Genomic DNA, 20,521 nt, shown 5'->3' on the forward strand with positions numbered 1-20,521 from the left:
GGCCTTGGTCAATGGACGAGACCGGAAGTCTTTGCCGTAACCGAGGTGCTTGCAGACCGACAGGCGACACGACGCACGAAACCAAGCTCGCTGGGGCAACCCAGTAGTCAGGAAACGTCGGATACGTGATCCGTACGTCCGGTGTTGTGGGAGGACGGCGGGGGCAGCCCCGCCTCCTACCCGATCCTGTTCGTATCGTCTCCACCTCATGCTGCTGAGCGTCCTATACTGGCATGCTGAAAAGGCATGCTTGACGAAGCATGGTGGACGAATCGGCTATGAGGTGACGCATGGACGTACGCATCGACGCATCGTGGAAGGCGCGCCTGGAGGGGGAATTCGCCCAGCCCTACTGGGAACGCCTGGCGGCCTTCGTGAAAGCGGAATATGCGGCGGGGCCGTGCTGTCCTCCCGGTAAAACCATCTTCCGCGCATTTGACCTGACGCCGTTCGAGCAGGTGAAAGTCGTGATCCTGGGGCAAGACCCGTATCACACGCCCGGCGCGGCCATGGGCTTGTGCTTTTCCGTGCCGGACGGCCATCCCGCGCAGCCGAGCTTGCAGAATATCTTCAAGGAATTATCCACGGACGTAGGCGTCGAGCGCACGCGCACGGATTTGTCGGACTGGGCAGAGCAAGGGGTGTTTTTGCTCAACAGCGTGCTGACCGTGCGCGCCGGGGCGGCCGGTTCGCACGCGGCCAAGGGCTGGGAAAAGCTGACGGACAGCGCCATCGGCCAGCTGTCGGCCGAGCGGAATCATCTCGTGTTCATCCTGTGGGGCGGCCATGCGCAAGCCAAGCGCACCCTGATCGACCCCGGCAAGCACCTGGTGCTGGCGGCACCGCATCCATCTCCCTTGTCGGCCAGTAAAGGTTTCTTTGGCAGCAAGCCGTTCAGCCAGGCGAATGCCTATTTTCAGGCGCACGGGCAGGCGCCCATCGCCTGGGGCGATAGCTGAAGCAGGACGGCAACCGACAGCGGCAGGCGTTGCACCCTGCCGCTGTCTTCGCGCGTAACTTTTAAAAACTCGTCGACAGGCTGGCGTAAAAGCTGCGGCGGGCGCCGTACTGCGGTGCCCCCACGCCCACGCCGGAACCGTCGCGCAGCAGGTACGACCGATCGAACAGGTTGATCAGGGCCAACCGTCCTTCCACCTTGCCGACCGGCGTATTTTTCCACGTGTGCGTGAGCGTCGTATTGACGGTGAAGTAACTCGGCAGATGGCCGGAATTGGGCGCGCCGCCGTCCGGCGTCATGCGCAGGCCGCTGCCATACAGGAAGTCAGCGCTCACTTGCGAATCGCCAAAGTGATAATGGCCGCCACCGGACAGCGTGTATTTCTGGTCATGATCGAGATAAACATAGTGCTTGCTGATGTAGTTCAACTCATCGGCGCCAAACAGGGCCTGGCCCGAATTGATGTTGCGTCCCTGCGCCTTTTGCGTGCTGGCGTTGAGGAACAGGCCCCAGTTTTTCTCGCTGTAGATGGCCGACAGTTCCAGGCCCTTGGCGTAGCCATCCGCATAGTTGAATGGGGTCAAGATCAATGCCTGGCCGAACTGGCCTTCGTCCAGCAGGTTGTTGATCTTTTTATAGTACACGTCCGCCGTCACGGTCAGTTTCGAACTCAGCTGGTGGCTGATGCCCACGTCGTAGTAATGCGTGCGCTCGGCCTTGACGTTGTCCGACTGGCCGATTTCCGGCGCATTCGTCGTGTTCGCATACAGGTCGATGCTGCCTTGCGCCGCCAATTCCTGCGGCGGCGGCGTGAAGTAGCGCGAATAGCCGGCGTGCAGGGCCGTGCCCGGCGCGATCTGATACGCGAGGTTGACGCGCGGGCTCCATTGCTGCTCGCTGGTGTAGGCCGACACCTTGTCGAAGCGGGCGCCATAGTTCAGGGTCAGGGGCTTGCTGATATGCCATTCATCCTGCAGGTAAAAGCTGGCCAGGGTGCCTGTCTTGCCGCTGTTGTCGGCAATGGTGATGGGCGTGCTGGCGCTTTGCGCGCCGTCAATGGCGGGGAAGACGGCCACCGTGTTGTCGCTGCTCGTCTTCTGGCGCGTGTAGGCCAGGCCCGCGCGCACGGTGTGGTCCGGGTGCAGCTTGTAACTGATATCGAACTGGGCGCCCGAAGCGCTGCTCGCGCGGCGCGCATCCGAGGCCACGCCGTTGTAGATCAGGTCGCCAATGACATCGGGCGTGAAGTGCAGTTCCGAATACTGGTGGAAGGCGGAGACCTGGTAATTGACGTCGCCCAGGCTTTTCTGCAGCGACAGCACGAGGAAGCGGTTCACTTCGCGCTGGTTTTCATTCAATTGCGATGACGGCAAGCTGGACGTGCCCGCCTGCGCATCGCTGTGGTCATCGAGCGAGAAGGCGGGCGCCTGGTTGGGGTTGTTCGGGATCTGGAAGCGGCCGTTATACGTGCCGAACATGGCGCCCAGGCGTGTGTTGTCATCAAGGAAATACGACAGGCTGCCGAACGATTTGTTCTGGCGCGTCTTGTCGTGCAAGGCGCTGCGCGTGGCTTGCGGGTTTTCCACGCCCAGGGAATTGCCCAGGTAGCTGCCGGACAGGTAGTAATTGAACTTGCCCACGCTGCCGAAAAATTCGGCACTCGGTTCCACATGGTCGTGGCTACCGACCATGATGCCGATGCGCCCGCCTGGCGTCAGTCCGCCCTCCTTCGTTTCAATATCGACGATGCCCGCCGTGCGCAGGCCGAACTGGGCCGGCAAGGCGCCCGTCATGAAATCCGTCTTGTCGATCAGGCGCGTGTCGATCGACTGGCCGAAGCCGCTGATGCTTTCCGGTAATTGCACGCCATTGATGCGGTATTGCACGTTGGCATGGTCGTCGCGCACGTGCAGGGCGCCCGAGCCTTTCGAATCCTGCGATACGCCCGGCAGGCGCAGCAGCACTTCATTGAATGGCGTATTGTCGCCCTGGCCCAGCATGTCGACCATGTGGCTGTCGATGCTGTAGATGGTGGTGCCAACTTTCGGCGACAGCTCGATGCGCGCGCTTTTCAAATGGGCGGACGTGACTTCGACTTTTTGCATGTCTTGTGGGGCAGCATCGGTATTGGTCTCGGCAGGCTCGGCGGCGTGGGCGGAAACGGTAAACAGGCTGGCAAGGGCGAGCGACAGCGCGCTCAGGCGGGGAGTGTGTTGCATGGTAAACCTCAAAAATAGTCAACGCCAGGCGGCCCTGCGCGCATGAAAGCACGACAAGGGGCAACCTGAAAAAGGAAAAACAGCGTGGGAACTACAGAGAGGCGGCAGGCGGGCCGCGCACGGGCGGCAGGACGAGGGCGGCGACGGGCGCCAGGGCGGCTGGCGTGAGGGCCAGCAAGCGGTACGGCAGTAACTGGGCGGGCGGCTCGACGATGGCCGGCGGTACGGCGAGATCGGCCACCTTGTCGATGACCGTGGCGCACAGCGCGCACTCTTCCGCGTCGAGGCTGGTCTTGTGCAGGTGCGAAGCGGCCGTCGACAGCAGGAACACGAGGGCCAGCGCACTGAACAGGGCCACGCACAGCTGCCACGGCGTGCGCGCGAGGGCGGCGGCACCGTGATGAGCAAGCTTGCGGGTGGGCTGGCGGGAAGACATGAGCGCATAGTAGCAAGAAAATCGCCGTATTGTCAGCGCTTGTTGCGTGATTTGCGCTGCGTGGGTACGACAGAATGCCATCTGATCATGATTTTCACTGCCGGCCTTTCATGTTATCGTTCCGCAGCCCAAAATTTCCCGAATCGCCTCCCCATGTCCAAACGTCCCAGCAAGTGGTTGATCAGCAAACTGCACCTGTATGCGGGGCTGTGGTTCGGCGCCCTGTTCGTCCTGCTGGGCTTGACGGGGTCCGCCATTGCCTGGATGCCGGAGCTCGATGCCTGGCTCAATCCCACTTTGTTGCAGGCGAGCACACCTGCACCTGGCCAGGTGTTCCAGGTCACGCCGCGCACGTTGCAAGCGGTGGCGGACACTCTCGCGGCCGATCCCGCCTACGGCAAGCCGGCCCAGCTCAATTCGCCGGCCGATGCGCGCGACGTGTACGTGGCCTCGTACCGCCAGCCAGGCAAGCCGTCCATGTTCAGCCAGGCCATCGTGCGCCAGGTGATGGTCGACCCCTACACCCTGCAAGTCAAAGGCGAACGCGACTGGGGCCGCTTCGGCCTCACGCGCCCGCTGTTGATGTCGGGCATGTTTCATTTGCACCGCTATTTATTGTCCGGCGAGGTGGGCAAAACCATCACGGGGATCTCGGGCGTGGCCCTGCTGCTGATGGCGCTCAGCGGCATCTATCTGTGGTGGCCGCGCTTGCAGTGGACGGCCATCCGGCGCGCGCTGACGGTGTCGCATGGCGGTTCCTGGCCCCGCTTTCATTACACGTTTCACAAGGCGGCCGGCTTCTTTGCCGCACCCGTGCTGGCCGTGCTGGCCTTTTCCGGCATCTATTTCAATTTGCCGCAGCTGGTGGTGCCCCTGGTGGCGCTCGTGTCGACGGTGCCGGACTCGGCAAAGCTCAAGAATGTGCAGCAGGACGGCGCCCTGCTCGATGCGGGCCAGGCCATGGCCGCCGCGCAGCAGCTGTATCCGCAAGCGCGCGTGTCGCGCATCGTGCTGCCGGTGAAACAGGACCAGCCGTACGAGATCCGCGTGCGCCAGCCGGACGAAATTGCCCACGGCGACGGTGCCACGCGCCTGACCCTGGACGCGCGCAGCGGCTTGCCCCTGCGCATACGCGATCCCTTGCGGGCGCCGGCCGGCGATGTTTTCCTGGGCTGGCAATTCCCCCTGCACTCGGGCCAGGCATTTGGCGTGGCCGGGCGCAGTTTCATTACCGTCTTTGGTTTGATGCCCTTGCTGTTCCTGCTGACGGGGACTCTGGTGTGGTGGAAACGGCGGCGCGGCCGGAAATAAGGGGCCGCCAAGCCGATGCGGGGAAAGTTGCTATCATCATAGTATTTTCCGGCAGATCCGCTGTCCGGACTCACCCGCACAAGGACCAGCATGAGCAATCCCGAGATCACCGTAGCAATGTTGAATGAACGCGGCACAGGCCGCTTGCCCGGCCACCTGGGCATCGTCATCACGCAAGTGGGCGACGGCCAGCTGACGGCGGAATTGCCCGTGCTGCCACATCTGCTGGCGCCGAACGGCTATCTGCACGCGGGCAGCGTGGTGACCCTGGCCGACACGGCTTCCGGCTATGGCTGCATCGTCAACCTGCCCGAGGGCGCCAGCAACTTCACCACCATCGAGTTGAAATCGAACCACCTGGGCACGGCCCGCGAAGGCACGCTCACCTGCACGGCGAAAGTCGAGCACAAGGGCCGCAACACGCAAGTGTGGGATGCCGTGGTGAAAAGCAAGGAAACGGGCAAGACGATTGCCCTGTTCCGCTGCACGCAGATGATTTTATATCCCAAACAAGACTAAATTTTTATCCAGTTACCCTTGTAGAGAATCGGTCCCGTCGGTCCGTTTGGATCGGGCGAACCGCCTTTCGGTTCCAGGGTAACGGCCAGCAAGGCCACGTCGCTGCCGATGGCGCGCTGCGACAGGGCCAGTGTCACGTTGCCCTTGTCGGCCAGCAAGCCCAAGGAGCGCGGGTTGCCGCTCTTCGGCACGGCCCACAGTTCCAAATCCTTGTCGCTCGGCACGGGCGCGTTGCCGACCATGCGCACCTCGAGCGCGCCGTGGCGGCTGTCGGCCGTCAGCAGCAGGGCTGTTTGGGCTTTCTCGTCCGTCAGGCTGGCCACATAGCTGATTTGCGGCGCGTCCAGCAGGCGCGTGGCCACGACGATCACCAGCAAGGCGGCAATGGCGCTCGAGGCCATGCCCAGCGAACGCCAGAACGACAGCGAATCGCGGAACAAAGACCAGCCGCCCTGCTGCTTCAGGTGCAAGCGCTGCTCGATCTGCTGCCAGACGCGCTTGGGCGGCGCCACGGGCGTGGCAAATTCGGCCATCGGTTCCAAACGCTGGCGCCATGCGGCCGTGATATTACGCAAGTCGGCGTCGTTGTGCAGCCAGCCTTCGAAACGCCGCCGCGCGCCCCCTTTCAGGGTGCCCAGCACGTATTCGGATGCCAGTTTCTGGCGCAACACGTCATTGCCGCGGCTATTCATGATGCCTCCCGTTTCGCCAGGCACGTGCGCAGCCTTTCCAGGCTGCGGCGTATCCAGGTCTTCACGGTGCCGATCGGTAGCGACATCTGCTGCGCCACTTCGCTGTGTGACAGGTCATGATAGAACGCCAGGGCGACCACCTGCCGGTGCAGCCCTTCCAGGGCCGACATGCAAAACGCCAGCGCCTTGGCGTCACCGCTCAGTTGCAGCGATTCGATGGGCGTGGCCTGGGGGTCTCGGAGTGCATTCATGACTTCGCTATCAAACTGTTCGGCATCGATTTCCACGGTATCGTCGCTGCGCCGCAGCACATCGAACGCCTTGTTGCGCACGATGGTGGCCATCCACGTCATCGGCGCCGCCAGATGGCTCTGGTAAGTGGCGGCGTTGTTCCAGATGGCGACGAAACCCTCTTGCAAGGCTTCTTCCGCGAGCTCTTGCTTATGCAATATACGCAGCGCGAAGCCAAACAGTTTCGATGAGGTGGAGGTATATAGCTGGCGGAACGCGGTGGCGTCCCTGTTGCCGGCGGCGAGCAGCCAGGCTTTGAGTTGTTGCGGGTCGGGCGATTGAGCGGCTAGGGACACGGCTGGCCTTCACAAGGTGTATGGGATCACGCAAGGGAAGGTTATAACAGATTGGCAACACCTGGCAACAAGGTTCTATGCCGTGTGTGTGCGGTGTCTTAGCCGGCGATGGCTGTTTCCAGCAGCTTGTGCAGTTCGGCGAATTCCGGCTTGCCCACATAGCGTTTCAGGATCTTGCCCTGCTTGTCGAGCACGAAGGTGGTGGGCGTGAGGGCCACGTCGCCATAGGCCTTGGCCGCCTCGCCCGTCACGTCGAGCGCCACCTTGAACGGCAGCTGGCGCGTTTCGGCGAAGTTCAGCACGTAGTTGGCCGGATCGTATTTCATGGCCACGGCCACGAATTCCAGTCCCTGCCCCTTGTACTTGTTGTAGGTGTCGACCATCTCCGGCATTTCCGCCACGCAAGTGGTGCACGAGGTGGCCCAGAAATTGACCATCACGACCTTGCCGCGCAGGCTGGCCGAGGTGATTTTCTCGCCATGGATGCCGTGGAAGGTCACGTCCGGCGCACTTTGCTTGTCATTCAGCGACAGATAAGCGGCCGCCGCCACGCCCGCCACGAAGACGGCGATGAGGGCTGGTTTGATCCAGGACTTGCTTGCGGAGGGCGAAGTTGACATAAGTTCACTTGAAAAGCGCGGCGATGCGGCCACGATGCGACTATTATAGCTGCCGCATCGTCGCCGTGCCGTAGGTCAAACGGAGGAGGGCCTCATGCCAGCTTACTGGCTGACGCTGTCGCTGCTCGTGGTGCGCTGCTGCGGCGGATCGGGCTGCAATTGCTTCAGTTCCGTTTCCGAAATGTAGTCGAACAGCTTGACCACTTTCTGCACGCCGCCCACGCCGCGCGCCACGTCGGCCGCGACCGTGCCTTCGCGCTGGGTTACTCGGCCCATCAGGAAGACAGTGCCGTTCTCGGTGACGACCTTGAACGAGGCGGCCGAGATGGTTTTCATGTCCACCAGGCTGGCCTTGACCTTGCCTGTAATCAAGGCATCATTCGAGCGCGAGGTGTAGCTGGCCGGGCCGGCGATGATCAGTTCATTGGCCACCGATTCCACGCCTTCGATATTGCGCACTTCGCGCTCGACGGCATTTTTCATCGCCTCGTCGCGTACTTCGCCCGTCAGCAGGACGCGGCGGTTGAAGCTGGTGACGTTCACATGGCCTGCATCGCCGACGATGGAGGGAATGCGCGACTCGCCCTTGAGGGCAATCGACTTGTCTTCGGTCTGGGCGCCCAGAGTGCGGCGGTCCGCCGCGGCAACGCCGCCCATCACTGCGCCGCCGACCATCAGTTCGATGCAGCCGGTGAGCGAGGTGAGCATGGCGCCGCACAAGAGTGCGGTGGCCAGCGGGCGTTGTACGCGTTTCCAGCCTGGGCCAGTACCGAATTTAGTCATTCACGTCTCCTCCGAATAGGGCGACATCGATGCCGTCGCAGATGCAATGTATGGTGGTCAGGTGGACTTCCTGGATGCGCGCCGTGCGCTCGGCCGGCACGCAGATATGCACGTCGGCGTCCGTCAGCATCTTGCCGATGGCGCCGCCGTCCTTGCCCGTCAGCGCCACGACGCGCATTTCGCGCTCGAGCGCCGCTTCCACGGCGGCCATCACGTTGGCCGAATTGCCCGACGTGGAGATGGCCAGCAGGATGTCGCCGGCCTGGCCGAAGGCTTGCACCTGCTTCGAGAAGATCTCGCGGTAGCTGTAGTCGTTGGCCACGGCCGTCAGGATCGAGGTATCCGTCGTCAGCGCCAGGGCCGGCAGCGGAAAGCGCTCGCGTTCGAAGCGTCCCACCAGCTCGGCTGCGAAATGCTGGCAGTCGGCGGCGGAACCGCCGTTGCCGCAAGCCAGGATTTTGTTGCCGTTGGACAATGCATAAAACATCAGGTCGATCGCCTGCGCAATGGGTTGCGCCAGTACGGTAGCGGCCTGGATCTTGAGTTCGGCACTTTCGTGGAAGTGCGAGAGGATGCGTTGATTATTCATAGTCTGCCGATTATAGTGCAGGCGCGCGGCAAGGCGGACAAGCACTGTTAAAAATGCTTACATATCGAGGATGTTCTTCAGCCAGCTGATGCGCCCGCCATCGATGGCGAGTGCGTCGAAGCGGCATGGCGGTACGCTTTTTTGTGTCAACAGCCAGGTTTGCGCCGCCACCGCCATGCGCCGCTGCTTGGCCGGCGTGATGCTGGCCAGGGCGCCGCCGAAGGCTGAACTGCTGCGTAGCCGCACCTCGACGAAAACGATGGCGGGGCCATCGCGCATGATCAGGTCCAGCTCGCCGCCCTTGCACAGGTAGTTGCGCGCAAGCAGCACCAAGCCTTGCAGCAACAGATACGCGAGCGCATCGTCTTCCCCCTGCCGTCCCCGCGCCTGCTTATTCTGGAAAGGCAGGGGTGGCATGGCGTGCTCTTATTGCGCTGGCGGCAAGGCGACAGGCGTGGGCGCGGCCGGCGGCCAGGTGCCCAGCACGCCTTGCTGGTAGGTGGCGGCTTGCTCCGTGCGTTCGAACACGCTTTGATCGTTCTCGAAGCGCACGGCCAGGCGGCCCGTCACGCCATCAAGGGTAAATGGCGTGTTCGGCCGCAGCGCCACTTCGCGCGCCACGCGGAAGGCATCGATGCCCAGCGCGTACAGGCGTTGCATGTCGGCCGTCAAACGGCTGTCGGTCGGTTGCGGCGGCTGTGGATAGACCATCACTTGCGGATGGTCGCGTTGCACTTGCCAAGGCAGGTCCAGCAGGCGCGCGCCGTCGAGTTCAGGGCCGCTGGCGCCGCGCCCAGCGCCGGGATTCAATGACGACGTGCCATACAGGGGCAGATCGCTGCCGATGGCCACGCGCAGCTGGCGCGCCTGGTCGGCGTCGAGCGCGGCAAACAGCAGGCCCGGTGGCGTCGCGGCCAGGCGCGCGCGCAGCTGCACCAGCTCGGCATCGCTCAGGTAGCCATTCGTGGCCGTCAAGTCCATCGTCTCTATCTTGCCGCCCTGGCGCAGCCATTCCTGCTTGAAGGCGGCGCTGGTGCGGCGCTGCGAGGGCGAACCGGCCGACAGGATCAGCGCGCTGGCGCCAGGCTGTTCACTGGCGGCCCAGGCGGCGACTTGGCGTGCTTCGGCCTCGATGGACAGTCCCATCACCAGCAGCTTGGCCGGCAGGCGCGCCTCGCCGCGGTTGTCCGGGTGGTTCAGGGCGATCGTCGGCTTGCGCACCAGGTCGCTATTCGCCACGGCTGTCACGGCCGAGCGCGACAAAGGCCCCACGACGATGTCCTGTTCTTCCTGTGCTTGCGCAAACTTGTTCAGGACGTCGCTGCTGCCATCGCCCGTGTCGATCACCGTCACTTCAAAGCCGCTGCGGTCGCGCTCATACGCGGCCATGAAGCCGGCGCGCAGCAATTCGGCGGCCCGGCCCAGGGAAGCCGAGCGCAGCGGCAGCAGCAGGCCGATGTGGTGCACATTGCCATCGGCGGGCGCCGGCGCCGTGGCCGCTGGCATGTCGAGCGGCGTGCCGGTCGCCGGCTTGGTCTTGATGGGCGCCAACGGCGCGCCATTGCTGTCATACGCGGTAATATCGGGCACGGCCACGGCAAACGTCACCGGTTCGGGCGCGGGCGGCTTGGGCGGCACGGGCGGTGGCAGCGGCTTCGGTGGCGGCAGCGCCCTTGTGTTAGATTCAATAGGCGCGCACAATTGCCCGGGCGCGTCGCAAGGCGTGCTGCAAGCGCTCAGCATGCCGGTCGCGGCACAAACAAGCAGTAACTTCACACTATTAGCAAGCATTTAACCTCCAAAATGACCGTACAAGAAATCAGTTCCATCGCCAGCCTGCCCATCATGACAGAGGCGGCGCACCAGGTCTATCCTATCGCAACATTGTATATAGTGGCCACGCCGATCGGCAATGTGACCGATATCAGCCTGCGCGCGCTGCATTTGCTGAGCCTTGCCGACGCCGTCGCCTGTGAAGATACGCGCAACACGGCGCACCTGCTGACGCGCTTTGGCTTGAACAAGCCATTGATTGCGGCGCATCAACATAATGAGCGCGAAGTGGCGCAAACCCTGATTGCCCGCCTGCACGCCGGCGAGCGCATCGCCCTCGTCTCGGATGCGGGCACGCCCGCCGTCTCCGACCCGGGCGCGCGCATCGTCGACGCCGTGCGCGCGGCCGGCTTGCGCGTGCTGCCCTTGCCTGGCCCATCGGCGGCCATCACCGCCATTTCCGCCAGCGGCTTGCTCAATGATCAGTTTTACTTTGTCGGCTTCTTGCCGGCCAAGGCCAAGCAGCGCGAAAACATGCTGCACAGCCTGCGCGGCGTGACGGCCACCATGGTGTTCTACGAGGCGCCGCACCGCATCCTCGATTGCGCCACGGCCCTGGTGGAAGCGTTCGAGCCCACGCGCCAGGTGGTGTTCGCGCGCGAACTGACGAAAATGTTCGAGGAAATCCACCGCTGCCCCCTGTCCGAGGCGGAAAGCTGGATACGCGCCGACGCGCACCGTGAAAAGGGAGAGTTCGTCGTGCTGCTCGAAGGTGCCACGGAAGCGCAGGATGCGGAAGACGTGGAAGCGGAGCGCATCCTGAACATTTTATTGGCCGAGTGCAGCGTCAAGCAGGCGGCGAACCTGACGGCGCAAATCACGGGCCGCAAGAAAAATGCCCTGTATGAACGGGCGTTGCAGTTAAAGGGGCAGGAATAAGGGAGTCACGATAGCGGCTGGACATCCAGCGCCCTTGCCGCCACGAGTAACAGTTCCACATGTTCGATCAGCTCATCGACAAAGCCTGCCGTGACATCCAGCTCGCCTTCGTATTCGGCCAGGTTGCGCTTCTTGTGCGCCTGATTGAACAGCAGCCATTGCTGTGGCGTGAACCCCAACGTGTGCTCCAGGCTTTGGAAGACGAGATAGCGGTTGTCGCTGCGATAACCGTGTTGGCGCAGCGCAGACAAGGCGGCCGCATGCGCCGCGTTATACGCCAGGTCGAAGCGGCTTTCCAGCGATAGTATCGCCTGCCTGGCATCACGCAGGCGCACGGTGGCCGAGCGCAGCAAGCCTGCGCGTTCGCGTGCGTCCGCTGGCTCAGCCTTGAGCTGGCCGATGCGTGCCAGGTTCGCCAGCGCCTGTGAGCTTGATGAGGTCATCGTTGGAGCCTTTGACAAAAATCTTTGGCTGTTCGAGGATGCGCACGATAAACGACTTGCCGTCGTCTATTCTTTGCCGCCATTCTTCTGGCGTGTACAAGGTCGGGTTGATGCTGCGACCCAACTGCTGCTGCGCTGCTTGCAGCGCTGTCAGCAACTGGGCGTTCGATGTCATGCTGCCGATCACCATCAGGTCGATGTCGCTGTGCGCATGTTCCGTGCCCTTGGCCATCGAGCCGTACACAAAGGCCAGGTCGATTTCTTGCCAGTGCGGTTGCAGCGCGACGCGCAGCACATCGGCGGCACCAAAGGTTTTCAGCACGATGCTGCGCAGTTCGTCGAAGATCGGCGCATCGCGGTTGGCCTGGTAATGCTTCTGGTTGCCCACTTTTTTCACCGTGACCAAGGCCGATTTCACCAGCTTGGCCAGCTCGCGTTGCACGGCGCCCGAGCCTATGGCCGCGAAGGCGATGATTTCATTTGCATAGAAAGACCGTTGCGCCTGGCCAAAGAGCAAGGCCAGCACGCGCTGCTGTGTCTTGGAAAACAATGTATCTGCGAAAGTACCCATATTGGGTATGTTAGTACCCAATATGGGTATAGTCAAGCGGGCTCTCACCACTTGCAGCCGCTGTCCTTCTTGTCGAGCAACATCAGCACGGGCGCCAGCAAGCCTGCGCCTGAATAGGCGCTGCGGCAATCGCCGCGTTTGCCTTGTGCGATGTCGCGCGCCAGCTGGGTTTCCGTTTGTAGGGGCTTGTCGGGGATTTGCCCCACGGCCGTGCCCACCTTGGACGGGTCGCGCTCGCCCGCCATCTTGCGCGCCGTCCTCCTGGCCGCCTCCATATCGAATTTCGGTGTTTCTTGCGTGAAGGTATCGGCACTGGCCGCCGGCGTGGCCGGTGAGGCCGGCACGACCGTGATGGCTTGCGGGCCGGATGCTGGTGCCGTGGCCGCCGCTGGCGTTTCCCGGGCAGTGGCGAGTTTCGGCTTGCTGATGGGTTTGGGCTCGCGCTTCGGCTTGACGACTTCGACAGGTGGCGGTGGCGGGGGAGGCTTGGCGGCCAGCGGACGTATCCATACGGCGATCGATTCCACGCGCGGGGCCGTGTCCATCTGCACGGTCGGCTGCACATGGCGCCACAGATAGATCAAGGCGCCATGCAGCAGCAAGGACACGGCTATGCCCAGCACGATACCGCGGCGGTTCGGCATGGGCTGGCCACCGTCGCTTCCGCCGTTTCTTTCGATACTGAAATCCATTGCCGTCGTCGCCTTCATGTCTGATCGGGAAAACTTGCGTAGTAAGTGTCGCATATTTCATGCATGCTGAAAAATACAGGGGTTGCAGTGCCGCGCCTAAATAATTTACACAGAGTTTCACCTGACCCTTGACCGAAGTCGATACGGCCTGTATTATCTTGGTCTTCGGAGTGTGGCGCAGCCCGGTAGCGCACCTGGTTTGGGACCAGGGGGTCCAAGGTTCGAATCCTTGTACTCCGACCAAATTTGTAGAAAAAAACCCAAGAGTTTCGGCTCTTGGGTTTTTTTTCGTCTGTACGGCGGAGCACTGCATTCACACCGCAGGGGTCGCGCCGCCCCTGCCCTGCATATTCAGCCTGCGCGTTTCGCCGCGATGGCATTGCCGGCGCGGCTAGATCCCTTGCGCCCCAGTTGCTGCGAGATGAACTGGCCCGCATCGACCACCAGATCGAGGTCGATGCCGGTGGAAATCCCCAGTCCCTGCATCATGTACAGCACGTCCTCGGTGGCCACATTGCCGGTAGCGCCCTTGGCGTAGGGGCAGCCGCCCAGGCCGGAAACGGACGAATGATAAATCGCGATACCCGTTTCCAGGCTGGCGTAGATATTCGCCAGCGCCTGTCCGTAGGTGTCGTGGAAGTGGCCGGAGAGGCCGCCCACGTGGAAGGCCGCGATGGCGCGTTGCATCACCGCCTGCGTTTTGCGCGGCGTGGCCACGCCAATGGTGTCGGCGATGTCGATCTCGTCGCAACCCAGGTCGCGCATGCGCCCCACCACGTCGGCCACGGCGTCTAGCGGCACGTCGCCCTGGTAGGGACAGCCGAAGGCGCAGCTGATGCTGCCGCGCAGGCGCAGACCGTGTTCCTTGGCCGCCTTGGCCACGCCTTCGAAGCGGGCGATCGATTCGGCGATCGAGCAGTTGATGTTCTTTTGCGAGAACGCCTCGGAGGCGGAGCCGAAGATCACCACTTCATCGGCCTTCGCCGCCAGCGCCGCCTCGAAACCCTGCATGTTCGGCGTTAGCGCGGAATACATGGTACCGGCGCGGCGCGCGATCTTTTCCATCACTTCCGCGCTGGTGGCCATCTGCGGCACCCATTTTGGCGAGACGAAGGACGCCGCCTCGATATTGGCGAAGCCCGCCTGCGTCAATCGGTCGACCAGTTCGATCTTGACGGCGGCGCTGATGGTTTCCTTTTCGTTTTGCAGGCCGTCGCGCGGACCCACTTCGACGATCTTGACCTGTTTCGGCAAATTCGGTTGATTGCTCATCTCAATATCCTTGCAAACGGTTGACGATGCCGGCGACAGAGTCTCCGGCGTGCAGGCGGCGCATCTTGGCGGCGATCTGCGCCACGCTTTCGCGGCGCAGGGTGGCGGCCGAAATATGCGGCGTGATGGTGATGCGCGGTTCTTGCCAGAACGGGTGCTGCTGCGGCAGCGGCTCGTTGCGGAACACGTCGAGCGTGGCCCCGGCGATATGCCCGGAGCGGATCAGGGTCAGCAAATCCGGCTCGGCGAGGTGCGCGCCGCGCGCCACGTTGATGACGTAAGCGCCCGGCAGCAGCATGGACAGGCGCGTGCGGTCGAGCAGGTTGTGCGTCTCCGGCGTGAGCGGCAGCATGCACACCAGCACGCGGGTGTTGCGCAAAAATTCCTCGAGCCCCTCTTCGCCCGCGAAGCACGCGACGCCATCGATGTGCTTGCGGCTGCGGCTCCAGCCCCGCAGGGGAAATTCGAACTGCGCCAGCGCACCCAGCACGCGCGTGCCCAGCACACCCATGCCCAGCACGCCGACGGGAAAATCCGCCTTGTCGAACGCGGGCAGCGGCTGCCAGATGCCGGTGCGGCCCTGCGCTTCGTAATCGTCGAAGCGGCGGAAGTGGCGCAGCACGGCGTGGCTCACATATTCTGCCATCTGAACGCCCATGCCCGCGTCGTCCAGGCGCACCAGCGGCACGTGGGTGGGCAGCGCCTCGCCAAATTTCAGGAGCGCGTCCACGCCCGCGCCCGTGTTGAAGATGGCTTTGACTTCGCGCAATGCCGGCAGCATGGCCGCAGGCGGTTGCCACACGACGGCGTAGTCGCATGGTGCGAAGGTGTCGCCTTCGCGCCAGAAGACAATTTCCGCCTCGGGCAGCAAGTCCTTGAAATCGGCGATCCACGCCGCTTCCTTGCCGTCCGAACGTTGTAAAAGGATGCGCATCGTGGCAGCCTCTATGCGGCGGCCTTGAAGGCCAGCAGCGGCGCGCCATCGGCCACCTGGTCGCCGACGGCGTACAGCACGTCTTCCACCAGGCCGTCGTGCGGCGCGGCGATGGTGTGCTCCATCTTCATCGCTTCCATGATGACCAAAGGCTCGCCCTTTTTGACATCCTGGCCCTTGTTCACCAGCACGGCGACGACCTTGCCCGGCATCGGTGCCGTCAGGCGCCCGCCTTCCGCTTCCACTTCGCCCGCATGCGCCATCGGATCGCTGTAATGCAAGGTGGTGTGCAAGCCATTGGTGAACACGTGGAACTGCTCGCCGTCGCGCAGCACCGTGCCGTGCACGGCACGCTCACCGAGCTTGATGTGCAGCTCGTTGCCTTTGCGCGCCGTCAAGGTCAGGGGCTGGCCGTTGAACAGCCAGCCATCCGTCTGGTAGGCGACGCGTGTTACGTAAGCCTTGCTGTCGCCGGCCAGCGCGAAGTCGTCGGCAAACGACAGGCTGCGTCCCAGGGTGCTGTTCAAACGCCAGCCCAGTGCATTGCCCCACGGGTCGGCGCGGTGCGTCGACTGCGTTTCCGCAGCCGCTTTTTCTTCCAGCAGCAAGGCGACGGACGCCAGCGCCAGGGCCGTGTCGGGCGCTGCCTGCAGGGCGGGGAACAGCGTGTCTTGATTGCGCTCGATCAAACCCGTATCGAGGTCCGCGCTGGCAAATGCATGGCCTTCGACCAGGCGTTTCAAAAAGGCGATATTGCTGGCCAGGCCCACGATCTGGTATTCGGCCAGCGCCTGCGCCATGCGCGCCAGCGCCTCGCGGCGGTCCGCGCCCCAGACGATCAGCTTGGCAATCATCGGGTCGTAGAATGGCGAAATCGCATCGCCCTCGCGCACGCCCGAATCGATGCGTACGGCGGCCGGAACCAGCGTGCCACCCAGCTCGAACGTCACGGCGGAAGGCGACTGCATGTGGCGCAGGGTGCCGATCGATGGCAGGAAGCCCTTTTCCGGATTTTCCGCATAAATGCGCGCCTCGATGGCGTGGCCGTGTATCGTCAGTTCGCTCTGTTTTTTCGGCAGCGGCTCGCCAAAGGCGACGCGCAACTGCCATTCCACCAGGTCGGTGCCGGTGATCATTTCCGTCACCGGGTGCTCCACCTGCAAGCGCGTGTTCATCTCCATGAAGTAGAACGAGCCATCCTGGTTGGCGATGAATTCCACCGTGCCCGCACCCACATAGCCGACAGCCTTGGCAGCGGCAACGGCCGCTTCGCCCATGGCCGCGCGGCGGTCAAACGGCATGCCCGGCGCCGGCGCTTCTTCCAGCACCTTCTGGTGACGGCGCTGCACCGAGCAATCGCGCTCGAACAGATAGATGCAGTTGCCGAGGGTGTCGGCAAACACCTGGATTTCGATATGCCGCGGGCGCGACAGGTATTTTTCGGCCAGCACCTTGTCGTCGCCGAAAGAGCTGACCGCTTCGCGCTTGCACGAGGCCAGCGCGGCCTTGAAATCGGCGGAGTGCTCGATGACGCGCATACCCTTGCCGCCGCCGCCAGCGGACGCCTTCAGCAGGACGGGGTAGCCGATCTTGTCGGCTTGGCCGTGCAAAAAGTCCGCATCCTGTTCGTCACCATGGTAGCCGGGCACCAGCGGTACATTCGCCTTTTCCATCAGCGACTTGGCGGCCGATTTGGAACCCATGGCGCGCATGGCGGATGCCGGCGGGCCGATGAAGACGAGTCCTGCCGCGTGGCAGGCGTCGGCGAAATCCGCGTTCTCGGACAAAAAGCCATAGCCGGGGTGGATCGCCTGCGCACCCGTGGCCAGCGCCACGGCGATGATCTTGTCGCCGCACAGATAGCTTTCCTTGGCCGGCGCGGGGCCGATCAAGGCGGCTTCGTCGCACACGGCGACGTGCTTGGCGTTGGCGTCCGCTTCGGAATACACGGCGACGGTCTGGATGCCCATGCGGCGCGCGGTAGCGGCGACACGGCAAGCGATTTCGCCGCGGTTGGCGATCAGGATTTTAGTGAACATGGTCTCTCTCTTTGCAGCTCGTGGCTGGAAGTTTTTTATCTGAGGTGTCGCTGGGAGGGGATGCGCCCTGGCGGGGCGCATCCCGGGGCTGGATCAGCAGCCGCACTTCTCTTTCTGCACCGAGTCCAGCATGGCGCCGCGCGTCTGCAGGCCCAGCTTACCCAGCAGGGTGCGGTCGTCTTCCGCTTCCGGGTTGTCGGTGGTGAGCAGCTTGTCGCCGTAAAAGATGGAATTGGCGCCAGCCAGGAAACACATGGCTTGTACGGCTTCGCCCATCTGGCGCCGGCCCGCCGACAAACGCACGCGCGCTTTTGGCATGGTGATGCGGGCCACGGCGATCGTGCGCACGAATTCGAACGGGTCGAGCGCTTCCAGGCCATACAAAGGCGTGCCTTCCACCTGCACCAGGTGGTTGACGGGCACCGATTCCGGATACGGATTCAAATTGGCCAGCTGGGCGATCAGGCCGGCGCGTTGCAGACGCGTTTCACCCATGCCGACGATGCCGCCGCAGCACACTTTCAAGCCTGCTTCGCGCACGCGGCCCAGGGTATCGAGGCGGTCCTGGTATTCGCGCGTGGAGATGACGTTGTCGTAGAACTCGGGCGCCGTGTCCAGGTTATGGTTATAGAAGTCGAGGCCCGCGTTTTTCAGGCGGTCTGCCTGGCCTTCTTCCAGCATGCCCAAAGTAGCGCAGGTTTCCAGGCCCAGCGCCTTGACCTTGGTCACCATCTCTTCGACTTTTTCCATGTCGCGCTCTTTCGGGCTGCGCCAGGCGGCGCCCATGCAAAAGCGCGTGGCGCCGTTGGCTTTCGCCTGGCGGGCCGCGTCGAGCACCGTGTCGATGTCGAGGATTTTTTTCGCTTCCACTCCCGTGTCGTAGCGGGCCGCCTGCGGGCAGTAGCCGCAGTCTTCCTCGCAGCCGCCCGTCTTGATCGACAACAGGGTCGCCAGTTCCACGTCGCCATCGGGGAAGTTGATGCGGTGGGTTTGCTGGGCCTTGAACATCAGGTCATTGAATGGCAGGTCGAACAGGGCCAGCACATCGGCGACGGGCCAGGTGGCCGCTTCCGGCACGGTGATGCGCGCCGCAGGGCGGTGCAGTTCGACGGTTTTTGCTGCTTCTTGGACGTGAGACATGTGATTCCTTCGCTTCTATTTTTTAGATACATTAAGTGTTTGGATGTTGCGCCGGCCAGTTGGGCAAGCCGGTGAAATCGAGATACGCCGCCGCCGCTTCTGCGCCCGGTTGCGCCAGGCGCGGCACCTTGCCCAGCAGCGGCGCCGGGATGCGCTCGATCAGTGCATCGATGTTTTCGTCGAGGAAGCGCATTTCCACTTCCAGGGTGTTGGCGACCCAGCCGACCACGGTCAGGCCGCGCGCTTCGATGGCTTCCAGCGTCAGCAAGGCCTGGCTGATGCAACCGAGGCGCATGCCGACCACCAGGATCACCGGCAAATCGAGCTGCTGCGCCAGGTCGGCCGAGTCGAAACCGGGCGACAGCGGCACGCGGAAACCGCCCACGCCTTCGACCACGACGGCGTCCGAGGCGGCGGCGATTTCCAGGTAGGCGGCCAGAATCGGCACCGATTCGATACACACGCCTTCGAGAGCGGCGGCGATGTGCGGTGCGGCCGGCTCCTTCAGCATGTAGGGCGTGGTCAGGTTGCGCAGCATGGTGACGTTGCCGGCGGCGATCAGGCTGTCGGCGTCATCATTATGCAGTTCGCCGTCGCGCATCTCGGCGCCGGCGGCCACGGGCTTCATGCCGCAGGCGCGCACGCCGCGCGCGACCAGCGCGTGCAGCAGGGCCGACGACGTCAGGGTCTTGCCGATTTCCGTGTCGGTACCGGTGACGAAACAGGCAAAGCGCGATGGCAGGCCGGTGGCAGCGGGTGCCGGCCGTACGGCCGGTACTGCGGTCACTTCTGCCAGGACAGGATCATCAAGGCTCATGGCGAGTCCTTTCCAGGGTGTTGACTGCGTTGATCAATTGCGCGACTTCCTGCGCCGTGTGGCCGGCTGACAGGGTCACGCGCAGGCGCGCCGTACCTGCAGGCACGGTAGGCGGGCGGATCGCGCCGACCCACAGCCCCTGCTGGTACAGTTGGGCGGCGATGCCCATCATTTCCGCGTTTTCGCCGATGATGACGGGCTGGATGGCGCTCATTGACGGCAAGGCTTGCCAGCGTTGCAGCTGCAAGCCCTCGTTCCATTGCGCCACCAGCGCCGCCAGGTGCCCCCGACGTTGTTTTCCTTCATCACCGGCGATGATGTCCAGGCTGGCCAGCAGCGCATGCGCCAGCGCGGGCGCGGCCGCCGTGGTGAAGATGTACGGACGCGCCTTCTGGATCAGGGTTTCGATCACGGCCTCATGCGCGCAAACAAAGGCGCCGCCCACGCCGGCCGATTTGCCCAGCGTTCCCACATACACCAGGTGCGGCGACTGCAGGCCGAAGTGTTCCAGCGCGCCGCGGCCGTTGTCGCCCAGCGCGCCGAAGCCGTGCGCGTCGTCGACCACCAGCCAGGCGCCGTGCTGCTCGCACAGGGCCAGCAGCGCGGGCAGCGGCGCCAGGTCACCGTCCATGCTGAAGATGCTGTCGGTGACGACGATCTTGGTTGTTGCCGTGCTGGCCGTCAGCAGGGCCGCCAGCGCGTCCAGGTCCGCATGCGGATACACGCGCGTTTTCACACGGGCCAGGCGCGTGCCGTCGATCAGCGAGGCATGGTTCAGCGCTTCCGAAAAAATCTCGGCCTGCGCATCGCCCGCCGCCAGGGCGGTCAGCACAGCTAAATTAGCCATGTAGCCGGTGCAGAAATACAGAGCGCGCGCCTGTTCCAGGTTGGCGCCCACGAAAGCGGCCAGGCGCTCTTCCAGCTGTGCGTGGGCGCGGCTATGGCCACTGATCAGGTGCGAAGCGCCGCTGCCGGCGCCATACAGGTCGGCGCCCTCTTTCAGCGCGTCCACGATGCGCGGATGCGACGCCAGGCCCAGGTAGTCATTGCTGCAAAAGGCCAGCATGTCGCGTCCGTCCACCGTCAGGCGCGGCGCGCAGGGCGTGTCGACGGTGCGGCGGCGGCGGATCAGGCTGCGCTCTTCCAGCCCCTGCAACTGCTGTTGTAATCGCGTGATCAGCTCCATC

The 20,521-nt window shown here is 63.5% G+C and carries 22 protein-coding genes and 1 tRNA gene; 5 read left to right on the forward strand and 18 right to left on the reverse strand.

Translation table 11 applies throughout. The annotated features are described in order from the left end of the window. Window positions 1–290 precede the first annotated feature (290 nt). Complete coding sequence (locus ACQ4WP_RS26220; protein WP_436525779.1) at window positions 291–959, forward strand: uracil-DNA glycosylase; 669 nt, start codon at window positions 291–293, stop codon at window positions 957–959. Window positions 960–1,020: 61 nt separating this feature from the next. Here the strand turns inward: ACQ4WP_RS26220 and ACQ4WP_RS26225 are convergent, their stop codons facing one another. Together ACQ4WP_RS26225 and ACQ4WP_RS26230 are read right to left on the reverse strand one after the other, a co-directional pair. Beyond that, window positions 1,021–3,177 (reverse strand): TonB-dependent receptor, encoded by a 2,157-nt coding sequence (locus tag ACQ4WP_RS26225; protein ID WP_436525781.1) that lies wholly within the window; start codon window positions 3,175–3,177, stop codon window positions 1,021–1,023. A 91-nt stretch (window positions 3,178–3,268) separates the two neighbouring features. Then, window positions 3,269–3,613, reverse strand: coding sequence for a hypothetical protein (locus tag ACQ4WP_RS26230; protein ID WP_436525783.1), 345 nt, complete (start codon window positions 3,611–3,613; stop codon window positions 3,269–3,271). 153 nt (window positions 3,614–3,766) lie between these two features. Here ACQ4WP_RS26230 and ACQ4WP_RS26235 point away from each other — a divergent pair, with 153 nt between their 5' ends. Both ACQ4WP_RS26235 and ACQ4WP_RS26240 read left to right on the forward strand, forming a co-directional pair. Further along, window positions 3,767–4,924 carry a PepSY-associated TM helix domain-containing protein gene (locus ACQ4WP_RS26235; RefSeq protein ID WP_436525785.1) on the forward strand — a complete coding sequence of 386 codons (1,158 nt, stop codon included), beginning with the start codon at window positions 3,767–3,769 and terminating at the stop codon, window positions 4,922–4,924. A gap of 90 nt (window positions 4,925–5,014) precedes the next feature. Beyond that, window positions 5,015–5,443 (forward strand): PaaI family thioesterase, encoded by a 429-nt coding sequence (locus ACQ4WP_RS26240; RefSeq protein WP_436525787.1) that lies wholly within the window; start codon window positions 5,015–5,017, stop codon window positions 5,441–5,443. On the opposite strand, the gene ACQ4WP_RS26245 is transcribed toward ACQ4WP_RS26240, so the two are convergent. From ACQ4WP_RS26245 to ACQ4WP_RS26275, 7 genes are all read right to left on the reverse strand, one after another. After that, window positions 5,440–6,135 (reverse strand): anti-sigma factor, encoded by a 696-nt coding sequence (locus tag ACQ4WP_RS26245; RefSeq protein ID WP_436525789.1) that lies wholly within the window; start codon window positions 6,133–6,135, stop codon window positions 5,440–5,442. The genes ACQ4WP_RS26240 and ACQ4WP_RS26245 overlap by 4 nt on opposite strands. Then, on the reverse strand, window positions 6,132–6,722 hold the full coding sequence (locus ACQ4WP_RS26250; protein ID WP_436525791.1) for a sigma-70 family RNA polymerase sigma factor: 591 nt from the start codon (window positions 6,720–6,722) through the stop codon (window positions 6,132–6,134). Before ACQ4WP_RS26250 ends, ACQ4WP_RS26245 begins: the two co-directional genes overlap by 4 nt. A 98-nt stretch (window positions 6,723–6,820) precedes the next feature. Further along, window positions 6,821–7,342: a peroxiredoxin family protein gene (locus ACQ4WP_RS26255; RefSeq protein ID WP_077398289.1), complete on the reverse strand. Its 522-nt coding sequence runs from the start codon at window positions 7,340–7,342 to the stop codon at window positions 6,821–6,823. A gap of 102 nt (window positions 7,343–7,444) precedes the next feature. After that, window positions 7,445–8,125 carry a BON domain-containing protein gene (locus ACQ4WP_RS26260; protein WP_436525794.1) on the reverse strand — a complete coding sequence of 227 codons (681 nt, stop codon included), beginning with the start codon at window positions 8,123–8,125 and terminating at the stop codon, window positions 7,445–7,447. Beyond that, the gene (locus ACQ4WP_RS26265; RefSeq protein ID WP_034752465.1) at window positions 8,118–8,714 is read right to left on the reverse strand and encodes a phosphoheptose isomerase; all 597 of its coding nucleotides are present in this window, start codon (window positions 8,712–8,714) and stop codon (window positions 8,118–8,120) included. Before ACQ4WP_RS26265 ends, ACQ4WP_RS26260 begins: the two co-directional genes overlap by 8 nt. 57 nt (window positions 8,715–8,771) lie before the next feature. Beyond that, a complete protein-coding gene (locus ACQ4WP_RS26270; RefSeq protein WP_436525796.1) occupies window positions 8,772–9,131 on the reverse strand; it encodes a YraN family protein in 360 nt (119 codons plus the stop codon). A 9-nt stretch (window positions 9,132–9,140) separates the two neighbouring features. After that, window positions 9,141–10,352: a penicillin-binding protein activator gene (locus ACQ4WP_RS26275; RefSeq protein ID WP_436525798.1), complete on the reverse strand. Its 1,212-nt coding sequence runs from the start codon at window positions 10,350–10,352 to the stop codon at window positions 9,141–9,143. 165 nt (window positions 10,353–10,517) lie between these two features. Between ACQ4WP_RS26275 and rsmI the strand changes: the two genes are divergently transcribed. Further along, window positions 10,518–11,426: a 16S rRNA (cytidine(1402)-2'-O)-methyltransferase gene (gene rsmI, locus ACQ4WP_RS26280; protein WP_166446200.1), complete on the forward strand. Its 909-nt coding sequence runs from the start codon at window positions 10,518–10,520 to the stop codon at window positions 11,424–11,426. Between the two features lie 5 nt (window positions 11,427–11,431). Here rsmI and ACQ4WP_RS26285 read toward each other — a convergent pair whose 3' ends face one another. The 3 genes from ACQ4WP_RS26285 to ACQ4WP_RS26295 are packed head-to-tail and all read right to left on the reverse strand — an operon-like array spanning window position 11,432 to window position 13,132. After that, window positions 11,432–11,869 carry a hypothetical protein gene (locus tag ACQ4WP_RS26285; RefSeq protein ID WP_436525800.1) on the reverse strand — a complete coding sequence of 146 codons (438 nt, stop codon included), beginning with the start codon at window positions 11,867–11,869 and terminating at the stop codon, window positions 11,432–11,434. Next, complete coding sequence (locus ACQ4WP_RS26290; protein ID WP_436525802.1) at window positions 11,808–12,440, reverse strand: nucleotidyltransferase domain-containing protein; 633 nt, start codon at window positions 12,438–12,440, stop codon at window positions 11,808–11,810. The genes ACQ4WP_RS26285 and ACQ4WP_RS26290 overlap by 62 nt, the downstream gene beginning before the upstream one ends. Before the next feature lie 44 nt (window positions 12,441–12,484). Then, window positions 12,485–13,132 carry a hypothetical protein gene (locus tag ACQ4WP_RS26295; RefSeq protein WP_436525804.1) on the reverse strand — a complete coding sequence of 216 codons (648 nt, stop codon included), beginning with the start codon at window positions 13,130–13,132 and terminating at the stop codon, window positions 12,485–12,487. Between the two features lie 166 nt (window positions 13,133–13,298). Here ACQ4WP_RS26295 and ACQ4WP_RS26300 point away from each other — a divergent pair. Continuing rightward, window positions 13,299–13,375: transfer RNA gene (locus ACQ4WP_RS26300), tRNA-Pro, on the forward strand. 108 nt (window positions 13,376–13,483) lie between these two features. On the opposite strand, the gene ACQ4WP_RS26305 is transcribed toward ACQ4WP_RS26300, so the two are convergent. The 6 genes from ACQ4WP_RS26305 to bioF form a co-directional block, all read right to left on the reverse strand. Further along, on the reverse strand, window positions 13,484–14,404 hold the full coding sequence (locus ACQ4WP_RS26305) for a hydroxymethylglutaryl-CoA lyase (protein WP_436525806.1): 921 nt from the start codon (window positions 14,402–14,404) through the stop codon (window positions 13,484–13,486). A gap of 1 nt (window position 14,405) precedes the next feature. Continuing rightward, window positions 14,406–15,338 carry a 2-hydroxyacid dehydrogenase gene (locus ACQ4WP_RS26310; protein ID WP_436525808.1) on the reverse strand — a complete coding sequence of 311 codons (933 nt, stop codon included), beginning with the start codon at window positions 15,336–15,338 and terminating at the stop codon, window positions 14,406–14,408. An 11-nt stretch (window positions 15,339–15,349) separates the two neighbouring features. Next, window positions 15,350–17,377 carry an acetyl/propionyl/methylcrotonyl-CoA carboxylase subunit alpha gene (locus ACQ4WP_RS26315; RefSeq protein WP_436525810.1) on the reverse strand — a complete coding sequence of 676 codons (2,028 nt, stop codon included), beginning with the start codon at window positions 17,375–17,377 and terminating at the stop codon, window positions 15,350–15,352. A gap of 93 nt (window positions 17,378–17,470) precedes the next feature. Beyond that, window positions 17,471–18,517 carry a biotin synthase BioB gene (gene bioB / locus ACQ4WP_RS26320; RefSeq protein ID WP_353659478.1) on the reverse strand — a complete coding sequence of 349 codons (1,047 nt, stop codon included), beginning with the start codon at window positions 18,515–18,517 and terminating at the stop codon, window positions 17,471–17,473. Window positions 18,518–18,548: 31 nt separating this feature from the next. Next, window positions 18,549–19,334 carry a dethiobiotin synthase gene (gene bioD / locus ACQ4WP_RS26325; protein WP_436525812.1) on the reverse strand — a complete coding sequence of 262 codons (786 nt, stop codon included), beginning with the start codon at window positions 19,332–19,334 and terminating at the stop codon, window positions 18,549–18,551. Continuing rightward, entirely contained in the window at window positions 19,324–20,520 is a 1,197-nt protein-coding gene (gene bioF / locus ACQ4WP_RS26330) for an 8-amino-7-oxononanoate synthase (RefSeq protein WP_436525814.1), read from the reverse strand. Before bioF ends, bioD begins: the two co-directional genes overlap by 11 nt. Window position 20,521: the final 1 nt, after the last annotated feature.

The organism is Janthinobacterium lyxosi, from assembly GCF_051380665.1.
Lineage (GTDB): Bacteria > Pseudomonadota > Gammaproteobacteria > Burkholderiales > Burkholderiaceae_D > Janthinobacterium.

What these genes read in the sequence shown, in the direction of transcription:
- bioD (WP_436525812.1), bottom strand. Translation starts at nt 19,334, where the DNA reads ATGAGCCTTGATGATCCTGTCCTGGCAGAAGTGACCGCAGTACCGGCC.
- ACQ4WP_RS26270 (WP_436525796.1), bottom strand. Translation starts at nt 9,131, where the DNA reads ATGCCACCCCTGCCTTTCCAGAATAAGCAGGCGCGGGGACGGCAGGGG.
- bioB (WP_353659478.1), bottom strand. Translation starts at nt 18,517, where the DNA reads ATGTCTCACGTCCAAGAAGCAGCAAAAACCGTCGAACTGCACCGCCCT.
- ACQ4WP_RS26255 (WP_077398289.1), bottom strand. Translation starts at nt 7,342, where the DNA reads ATGTCAACTTCGCCCTCCGCAAGCAAGTCCTGGATCAAACCAGCCCTC.
- ACQ4WP_RS26220 (WP_436525779.1), top strand. Translation starts at nt 291, where the DNA reads ATGGACGTACGCATCGACGCATCGTGGAAGGCGCGCCTGGAGGGGGAA.
- ACQ4WP_RS26310 (WP_436525808.1), bottom strand. Translation starts at nt 15,338, where the DNA reads ATGCGCATCCTTTTACAACGTTCGGACGGCAAGGAAGCGGCGTGGATC.
- rsmI (WP_166446200.1), top strand. Translation starts at nt 10,518, where the DNA reads ATGACCGTACAAGAAATCAGTTCCATCGCCAGCCTGCCCATCATGACA.
- ACQ4WP_RS26285 (WP_436525800.1), bottom strand. Translation starts at nt 11,869, where the DNA reads ATGACCTCATCAAGCTCACAGGCGCTGGCGAACCTGGCACGCATCGGC.
- ACQ4WP_RS26235 (WP_436525785.1), top strand. Translation starts at nt 3,767, where the DNA reads ATGTCCAAACGTCCCAGCAAGTGGTTGATCAGCAAACTGCACCTGTAT.
- ACQ4WP_RS26295 (WP_436525804.1), bottom strand. Translation starts at nt 13,132, where the DNA reads ATGGATTTCAGTATCGAAAGAAACGGCGGAAGCGACGGTGGCCAGCCC.
- ACQ4WP_RS26240 (WP_436525787.1), top strand. Translation starts at nt 5,015, where the DNA reads ATGAGCAATCCCGAGATCACCGTAGCAATGTTGAATGAACGCGGCACA.
- ACQ4WP_RS26290 (WP_436525802.1), bottom strand. Translation starts at nt 12,440, where the DNA reads ATGGGTACTTTCGCAGATACATTGTTTTCCAAGACACAGCAGCGCGTG.
- bioF (WP_436525814.1), bottom strand. Translation starts at nt 20,520, where the DNA reads ATGGAGCTGATCACGCGATTACAACAGCAGTTGCAGGGGCTGGAAGAG.
- ACQ4WP_RS26225 (WP_436525781.1), bottom strand. Translation starts at nt 3,177, where the DNA reads ATGCAACACACTCCCCGCCTGAGCGCGCTGTCGCTCGCCCTTGCCAGC.
- ACQ4WP_RS26305 (WP_436525806.1), bottom strand. Translation starts at nt 14,404, where the DNA reads ATGAGCAATCAACCGAATTTGCCGAAACAGGTCAAGATCGTCGAAGTG.
- ACQ4WP_RS26245 (WP_436525789.1), bottom strand. Translation starts at nt 6,135, where the DNA reads ATGAATAGCCGCGGCAATGACGTGTTGCGCCAGAAACTGGCATCCGAA.
- ACQ4WP_RS26230 (WP_436525783.1), bottom strand. Translation starts at nt 3,613, where the DNA reads ATGTCTTCCCGCCAGCCCACCCGCAAGCTTGCTCATCACGGTGCCGCC.
- ACQ4WP_RS26260 (WP_436525794.1), bottom strand. Translation starts at nt 8,125, where the DNA reads ATGACTAAATTCGGTACTGGCCCAGGCTGGAAACGCGTACAACGCCCG.
- ACQ4WP_RS26315 (WP_436525810.1), bottom strand. Translation starts at nt 17,377, where the DNA reads ATGTTCACTAAAATCCTGATCGCCAACCGCGGCGAAATCGCTTGCCGT.
- ACQ4WP_RS26265 (WP_034752465.1), bottom strand. Translation starts at nt 8,714, where the DNA reads ATGAATAATCAACGCATCCTCTCGCACTTCCACGAAAGTGCCGAACTC.